The organism is Variovorax sp. E3 (assembly GCF_016082275.1).
Lineage (GTDB): Bacteria > Pseudomonadota > Gammaproteobacteria > Burkholderiales > Burkholderiaceae_C > Variovorax.
In genome coordinates this window covers 1-7,232 of the sequence record NZ_MOWM01000240.1, presented here as the reverse complement: position 1 = coordinate 7,232, position 7,232 = coordinate 1, and the positions used below count along the sequence as shown (strand labels likewise).

9 protein-coding genes and 1 pseudogene are annotated in these 7,232 nt (G+C 68.7%); 4 read left to right on the top strand and 6 right to left on the bottom strand.

Annotated elements, in window-relative coordinates; genetic code table 11:
• Positions 1-287: 287 nt before the first annotated feature.
• The gene (locus BMG07_RS38765) at positions 288-1,205 is read left to right on the top strand and encodes a cation diffusion facilitator family transporter (protein WP_198088932.1); all 918 of its coding nucleotides are present in this window, start codon (positions 288-290) and stop codon (positions 1,203-1,205) included.
• Positions 1,202-1,648, top strand: coding sequence for a D-aminoacyl-tRNA deacylase (gene dtd, locus BMG07_RS38760; RefSeq protein WP_198088931.1), 447 nt, complete (start codon positions 1,202-1,204; stop codon positions 1,646-1,648). Before BMG07_RS38765 ends, dtd begins: the two co-directional genes overlap by 4 nt.
• A gap of 13 nt (positions 1,649-1,661) precedes the next feature.
• Here the strand turns inward: dtd and ybeY are convergent, their stop codons facing one another.
• Both ybeY and BMG07_RS38750 read right to left on the bottom strand, forming a co-directional pair.
• Positions 1,662-2,129, bottom strand: a complete 468-nt coding sequence (gene ybeY, locus BMG07_RS38755; protein ID WP_198088930.1) for an rRNA maturation RNase YbeY — start codon at positions 2,127-2,129, stop codon at positions 1,662-1,664.
• A gap of 1 nt (position 2,130) precedes the next feature.
• The gene (locus BMG07_RS38750) at positions 2,131-3,087 is read right to left on the bottom strand and encodes a PhoH family protein (protein ID WP_198088929.1); all 957 of its coding nucleotides are present in this window, start codon (positions 3,085-3,087) and stop codon (positions 2,131-2,133) included.
• Between the two features lie 20 nt (positions 3,088-3,107).
• Between BMG07_RS38750 and ruvA the strand changes: the two genes are divergently transcribed.
• Positions 3,108-3,680, top strand: a complete 573-nt coding sequence (ruvA, locus tag BMG07_RS38745; RefSeq protein WP_007827972.1) for a Holliday junction branch migration protein RuvA — start codon at positions 3,108-3,110, stop codon at positions 3,678-3,680.
• A gap of 16 nt (positions 3,681-3,696) precedes the next feature.
• Entirely contained in the window at positions 3,697-4,320 is a 624-nt protein-coding gene (locus BMG07_RS38740) for a hypothetical protein (RefSeq protein ID WP_198088928.1), read from the top strand.
• 12 nt (positions 4,321-4,332) lie between these two features.
• Here BMG07_RS38740 and BMG07_RS38735 read toward each other — a convergent pair.
• The 4 genes and pseudogenes from BMG07_RS38735 to BMG07_RS38720 form a co-directional block, all read right to left on the bottom strand.
• Positions 4,333-4,931 (bottom strand): annotated as a pseudogene (locus tag BMG07_RS38735) (YdeI family protein).
• A 4-nt stretch (positions 4,932-4,935) separates the two neighbouring features.
• Positions 4,936-5,892 carry a phosphatidate cytidylyltransferase gene (locus tag BMG07_RS38730; protein WP_198088927.1) on the bottom strand — a complete coding sequence of 319 codons (957 nt, stop codon included), beginning with the start codon at positions 5,890-5,892 and terminating at the stop codon, positions 4,936-4,938.
• Positions 5,889-6,587 (bottom strand): lysophospholipid acyltransferase family protein, encoded by a 699-nt coding sequence (locus BMG07_RS38725; RefSeq protein WP_374221445.1) that lies wholly within the window; start codon positions 6,585-6,587, stop codon positions 5,889-5,891. Before BMG07_RS38725 ends, BMG07_RS38730 begins: the two co-directional genes overlap by 4 nt.
• A 38-nt stretch (positions 6,588-6,625) precedes the next feature.
• The gene (locus tag BMG07_RS38720; RefSeq protein ID WP_198088926.1) at positions 6,626-7,069 is read right to left on the bottom strand and encodes a hypothetical protein; all 444 of its coding nucleotides are present in this window, start codon (positions 7,067-7,069) and stop codon (positions 6,626-6,628) included.
• Positions 7,070-7,232 lie beyond the last annotated feature (163 nt).

Here is a 7,232-nt window from a genome sequence, read left to right as displayed (position 1 = left end):
GCAGCAGCGGGTGCGGCCACGGGTGCCGGGGCCGAAGCGGCGGCGGCAGGGGCGGGTGGGGCGGCGGGCGTCTGGGCCCACGCGACCGAGCCCACAATGGCGAGGCCGCACAAGGCGATCAGGGGTTTTTTCATCGTCTGACTTCTCTGCGAAGGAATGTTTCGCAATAGTCACAAATATTAAGGCGAAGGCGTTACATATGGACACGGGGCCGATAATTCAGTCGGATCTTGCGGCCTTTTACCGCTTTTTGCGTGGCCATCTGTCCAAATTTCCCATGACCCCGAATGACGCTGACCCCTAAAACGCTGCTTCGCGTCTCCGTCGCGGTTGCCCTGATCACCATCGTGCTCAAGGGAACGGCCGGCTACATCACCAACTCCATGGGCCTGATCTCGGACGCCATGGAGTCCTTCGTCAACCTCGCCAGCGCGATGTTCGCGCTGGCCATGGTGACCATCGCCGAGCGGCCGGCCGACGACGACCATCCCTACGGCCATCACAAGGCCGAATACTTCTCGTCGGGCTTCGAGGGCATCCTGATCGTCGGCGCGGCCATCGCCATCCTCTGGGTGTCGGTGCAGCGCCTGCTGTCGCCCCAGCCGCTGGAGCAGGTGGGCTGGGGCCTGGCGCTGTCGGTGCTGAGCTCGGGCTTCAACGCCGCGCTGGCCGTCGTGCTGTTCCGCGCGGCCCGCGCGCACCGCTCCATTGCGCTGGAGGCCGACGGCCGCCACCTCATGACCGACGTCTGGACCTCGGCTGCCGTGGTGATCGGCATCGTCGGCGTGCAGCTCACCGGCTGGCTCTGGCTCGACCCGCTGCTGGCCATCGGCGTGGCGCTGAACATCGTGCGCGAGGGCGTGAAGCTGGTGTGGCGCTCGTCGCAGGGGCTCATGGACGAGGCCCTCGACCCCGAGACCCTGGCCACCGTGCGCGCCACCCTTGATGCCTTCGTGGCCCGCACGCCCGAGGGCGCGCGGCTGCGCTTCGACGACATGGTGACCCGCAGCGCCGGCCAGCGCCGCTTTGCCGACCTGCACATGCACGTGCCCGGCGACTGGACCCTGCAGCACGCCGCCGCCCTGCGCGACCAGCTCGAGCAGGCCCTCATGGACGCCGTGCCCGGCCTGCGCGTCACCATCCAGCTCCTGCCCCTGACCATGGAAGCCCGCGCCACCCAGGCCGGCGAACACCACCCCCTATGAAAGCTGTTCTGCAACGCGTGGCGAATGCGCGCGTCGACATTGCCGGGCGCACCGTCGGCGCCATCGACGCCGGCCTGCTGGTGCTGCTGTGCGCCGAGCGCGGCGACGTCGATGCGCTGGCCGACCGCATGCTCGCCAAGATCCTCAAGCTGCGCATCTTTGCCGACGAGGCCGGCAAGATGAACCGCAGCGTGCAGGACATCGGGGGCGGCCTGCTGGTGGTGAGCCAGTTCACGCTGGCGGCCGACGCGAGCGGCGGCAACCGCCCCAGCTTCACCCAGGCCGCGCCGCCCGACGAAGGGCGCAGGCTCTACGAATACTTCGTGGCGCAGGCCCGCGCTACGCACCCGGTGGTGGTGGCCACCGGCGAGTTCGGCGCCGACATGCAGGTGCACCTGCTGAACGACGGGCCCGTGACGATCCCGCTGCAGATGACGGCGTAGCCGCCGGCCGCGGTTACTTGCCGTACGGGCTGCGGATGCCCAGCCCCGCGAGGATCTCGATTTCGTAGGCCTCCATCTCGTCGGCGTCGGCCTCGCTGGTCTCGTGGTCCCAGCCCTGCGCGTGCAGCGTGCCGTGCACCAGCAGGTGCGCGTAGTGGTCGGCCAGCGTCTTGCGGTTTTCCTTGGCCTCGCGCGCCACCACCGGCGCGCACAGCACCAGGTCGGCCATCACCAGCGGGCTCTGCGCATAGTCGAAGGTCAGCACGTTGGTGGCGTAGTCCTTGCCACGGAATTCGCGGTTCAGGCGCTGGCCCTCGTCGGCATCGACGATGCGCACGGTGAGTTCGCCGTCGATGTCCAGCGCATGGCGGATCCAGCGCGTCACGCTGTGGCGCGGCAGCGCGGCGCGGTGCCGCTCCACGCCCTTGAAGCGGCCGAACTGCAGCGACAGCGAGAGCGCCGGAAGCCGGGAGGCCGCCATGTCAGTGGCCTCCCGCGCGCTTGCGCTGGCCGTCGTAGGCGTCGACGATCTTGGCCACCAGCGGGTGGCGCACCACGTCGGAACTCGTGAAGTGCGTGATCGCGATGCCGCTCACGCGCTTGAGCACGCGCTCGGCGTCGATCAGCCCGCTCAGCTGCTGCTTGGGCAGGTCGATCTGGCTCACGTCGCCCGTCACCACCGCGCGCGCGCCGAAGCCGATGCGCGTGAGGAACATCTTCATCTGCTCGGGCGTGGTGTTCTGCGCCTCGTCCAGGATCACGAACGCGTTGTTCAGCGTGCGCCCGCGCATGAACGCCAGCGGCGCGATTTCCAGCGCATTGCGCTCGAAGGCCTTCTGCACCTTCTCGTAGCCCATCAGGTCGTACAGCGCGTCGTACAGCGGGCGCAGGTACGGGTCGACCTTCTGCGTCAGGTCGCCGGGCAGAAAGCCCAGCCGTTCGCCCGCTTCCACCGCCGGGCGCGTCAGCACGATGCGCTGCACTGCCGCGCGCTCCAGCGCATCGACCGCGCAAGCCACGGCGAGATAGGTCTTGCCGGTGCCGGCCGGGCCGATGCCGAAGGTGATGTCGTGCTTGGCGATGTTGTCCAGGTAGATGGCCTGCGTGGGCGTGCGCGCGCGCAGGTCGGCGCGGCGGGTGACCAGCATGGCCGCGTCGTCGTCGCCCTCGGTCATGGAGCCGTCGCCGGCCAGCGTGAGCTGCACCACGGCCGGGTCGATCACGCGCTGGGCAATTTCGTACAGCGCCTGCAGCACGTCCATGGCGCGCTGCGCGGCGGCCTTGGGGCCGTCGACCTTGAACTGCTCGTGGCGGTGCGCGATCTTCACCCCCAGGGCTTCCTCGATGCGGCGCAGGTGTGCATCCAGAGGTCCGCACAGGTGGCCGAGGCGCGAATTGTTCAGTGGGGTAAAGGTGTGTCGCAGAATCACGCCGGACATTTCAAGGAAAAAGGGCACCCATGATAGGCAAACTGACTGGCACGCTGGCCGAACGCAATCCGCCGCAGGTGGTGGTGGACTGCAACGGCGTCGGCTACGAGGTCGACGTGCCGATGAGCACGTTCTACAACCTCCCCGGCACCGGCGAGCGTGTGTCGCTGCTCACGCACTTCGTCGTGCGCGAGGACGCGCAGATTCTCTACGGCTTCGGAACCGCCGAGGAGCGTGCGGCTTTTCGCCAGCTCATCAAGATCACCGGCGTGGGCCCGCGCACCGCGCTGGGTCTGCTGTCGGGCATGAGCGTGGGCGAGCTGTCGCAGGCGATCACCACGCAGGAGCTGGGCCGGCTGGTGAAGATCCCGGGCATTGGCAAGAAGACCGCCGAGCGGCTGCTGCTGGAGCTCAAGGGCAAGCTCGGCGCCGACATCGGCCTGCCCGCGCACGCCGCCTCCGACGCGCAGGCCGACATCCTGCAGGCGCTGGTCGCCCTCGGCTACAGCGACAAGGAAGCCGCGCTCGCGCTCAAGGCGCTGCCCAAGGACGCGACGGTGAGCGAGGGCATCAAGCTGGCGCTGAAGTCGCTGGCGAAGTAGGGCGACAGGAGCGCGCATGCCCAATTGCGACTTCTACGCCACGGCCGAAGACCACGAGGGCCTGCTGGAGTGGATCTTCGCCGAGCAGGCCTGCGACGTCTACGAACTCTCGTCCGACATGGGCGAGCCGCTGCGGCAGTTCCGGTCGGCGGCGCAGGTGCTGTCGCAGTTCGAGCGCACTTATTCCGATGGCCGACGATGGCGTTGCGTGCGTCTCCAGCTCTGTGTGCACGACGCGGGGCCGCCTTTCGAGCCGCGCCGCGTGGCGCTGGACCCTCAGGCCTGCGACGGCGCCACCTTCCGCTACACGGCCGACGGCTGGGGCCTGGTGCAGCTGTACCTGGAGACGGCGGCCGAAGGTGGCGCGCGGCTGGAAAACTCCCACACCAACCACAACTCGCTGGCGCGTGCACAGGCGTGGGCGCACACCATCACCGACCTGGGCGCCGCCGAAGCCTGGGATTTCGCCAGGATCACGTCGTTCTCGTCCCGCCTCAACCGCGAGATCCGCAAGCGCGGCGTTGCCAGGCTCGGCAGCCGGCTCATGCTGCCCGGTGCGCTCAAACTGTGGAACGCCGGCGCCGCCATGGGCTCGTACAAGCCCGGCGAGCACGCGCTCGAGGTCAGCAAGGGCGCGTAGCGACGCCCGCGTTCAGGGGTGGAGCTTCTCGCCCTTGGCCAGCATCTGCACGAACTTCTCGATGCGGCGCGCCCGGGTCTCGGGCTTTTTCGCGCCCTGGATGCGGAACAGCACGGCAAAGCGGTTCTGCGCATTCAGCGTCAGGAAGAACTTCGCGGCCTTCTTGTTGGCGTCCAGCGCGGCCTGCAGGTCGGGCGGCACGGTCGCCACGCTCGCGGCTTCGTAGGCCGCGTCCCAGCGCCCGTCGGCTTTCGCGCGTTCGATCTCGGCCAGCCCGGCCGCCGCATGCGGCCTTCCTCGATGAGCTTGAGCACCTTGGCGCGGTTGATCTGCGACCACATGCTGCGCGCGGTGCGCGGGGTGAAGCGCTGCTGGAAATACTGCGCGTCGTCGCTCTTGCGCTGCCCGTCGATCCAGCCGTGGCACAGCGCCTCTTCGAGCGCGCCGGCGTAGTCGACCGAGGCGATGCCGCTGGCCTTCTTGGCCATGCGCAGCCACACGCCGGCGGCGGTGGCGTGGTGGCGCGCGAGCCAGTGCGCCCACGCCGCGGCATCGGCGCATTCGAGCGGCGTGTCGTGCACGACGCGTTCCGTCTTGCTCACGGTGGCCATGGCTTCAGGGCACCCACCAGTAGCGCAGCGCGTGGAAGTAGATGGGCGCCGCGAAGATCACCGAGTCCAGCCGGTCGAGCATGCCGCCGTGGCCTTCGATCATCGAACCCCAGTCCTTCACGCCCCGGTCGCGCTTGATGGCCGACATCACCAGCCCGCCGAAGAAGCCCATGAGGCAGATCATGAGCGCCATCAGCGCCGCCTGCCACGGGTTGAACGGCGTGGCCCAGTACAGCGCCGCGCCCAGCGCGGTGGCGCTGGCCACGCCGCCGATCAGGCCTTCCCAGGTCTTGGAGGGCGACAGCTCCGGCGCCACCTTGCGCTTGCCGAAGAGCTTGCCCCACACGTACTGCAGCACGTCGCTGCCCTGCACCACGATCACCAGGAACGCGATCAGCAGCAGGTTGCGGCCCTCGAAGCCGGGAATCTGCAAGGTCAGCAGCGCGGGCACGTGGCTGATGCAGAACACGCACACCATCAGACCCCACTGGATCTTCGAGGTGCGCTCCAGAAAACGCTGCGTGTCGCCGCCCACCGCCGCAAGAATGGGCAGCAGCAAGAAGGCGTAGACCGGGATGTAGATGGAGTACAGCCCGTACCAGTCGATCCAGATCAGGAAATACTGGCCCGGCAGCGCGACAAAAAAGGCCAGCGCGATCGCCGCATGGTCGCCGCGCCGCGTGTAGGCCAGGCTGATGAATTCGCGCAGCGCGTAGAACGAGATCAGGTAGAAAAGAACGATCACGCCGCCTTTGCCGAACGCAAAGGCAATGCCGATGACCGCCACCATCACCCACCACGCATTGACGCGCGAGTTGAGGTTGTCGATCACCGAATGCGCCTGGCCGTGCGCCACGCGCCACTTGAGCAGCGCGCCGATGGCCGAGGCCAGCACCAGCACGCCGAAGACGCCGCCGAACAGCTTGATCGTGGTCCACGCGAAGGGAGAAAGATCGATCACGATGCGCTCCCTCCGTTGCCCTGTTCGACGCGGTCGTACTCGGGCCGCATGTCGAGCATCGCGGTGCGCGCGCGCGCCAGGAACGACACCTTGTCTTCCCCCTCGGCCAGCGCAATGGGCGTGCCGAAGCGCACCGTGCACGCCAGCGGAATCGGCACCAGCACGCCCTTGGGCAGCACGCGCTTGAGGTTCTCGATCCACACCGGCACCAGCCGAACGTTGGGGCAGGCGCGCGCCAGGTGAAAGAGCCCGCTCTTCAGCGGCAGCAGGATGTCGTCGCCGGTGTTGCGCGTGCCCTCGGGGAACATGATGAGCGAGTCGCCGGCTTCCAGCGCCTCTTTCATCTGGTCGACCGGGTTGCCGCCCTGGCCCGAGCCGTCGCGCCGGATCATCAGGGCGTTGAACACGTCGCGGCCGATGAAGTTGCGCAGCTTCGAGGCCTCCCAGTAGTCCTGCCCCGCCACCGGCCGCGTCAGCGCGCGCAGGTCGGGCGGCAGCGTGGCCCACAGCAGCACGAAGTCGCCGTGGCTCGTGTGGTTGGCGAAGTACAGCGTCTGCTCGGCCTTGGGGCTGGTGCCCGACCAGATGGCGCGCACGCCGGTCAGCAGCCCGGCCGCGCCGATGATGAGCTTGCCCGCCACCACGGCGAGGCCGCGCCGCAGCACGGTGCTCCCGGGTGGTTGCTGCTGTTGCAGCGGCTGCGGCTCTTCGTTCTTGTTGTTGTCTGCGTCGGTCAAGAGATGTCCTGTGTCATCAAGGCAAGGAGGAACATGGCGCTCTGGCAGGCCACCACGATGGCGTGGCGCTGCATGAGCTGGCGGGTGCCCTGCACGCGGTCGTCCAGTGCGCGCGCGGCTTGTTGCTGCTGCGGCGCTTCGCGCAGCCCGAGGGAAGAGAGCGCCTTGTCGAGCGCGTCGAGCGAGGCGACGGTGCCGCGTGCAAGACCGTCGAAGAGCGCCGCGTCGAAGCGCAGGCGGAACGCGAAGTAGCGCTCCAGCGCGCCCAGGATGACCACCGCGCCGAACGCCATGGTGGCGGTGGTCGAGAGCGAGCGCAGCGTCAGCGCGAGCACCAGCGCGGCGATGCAGGTCAGCGCGAAACCCCACAGGGCCAGCAGTGCGGCGGCGCGCAGCAGGCCGGCCAGTGCGGTGCAGGTGGCGCGTTCGTTGTCAGTCATGGCGTGGTACCTCCGGCAGCTTCGAAAGCGGCTTCAGGGGTTCCAGCGCCGCCAGCCATGCGCCGCGCAGCACGATCTGCGGCCGGGCACGGCGAACGGCTGCTTCGGCCTGCGCCACGCCGCCGGCCGCGCCATAGCGGCCCAGCCAGGCGATCGCCGCGGC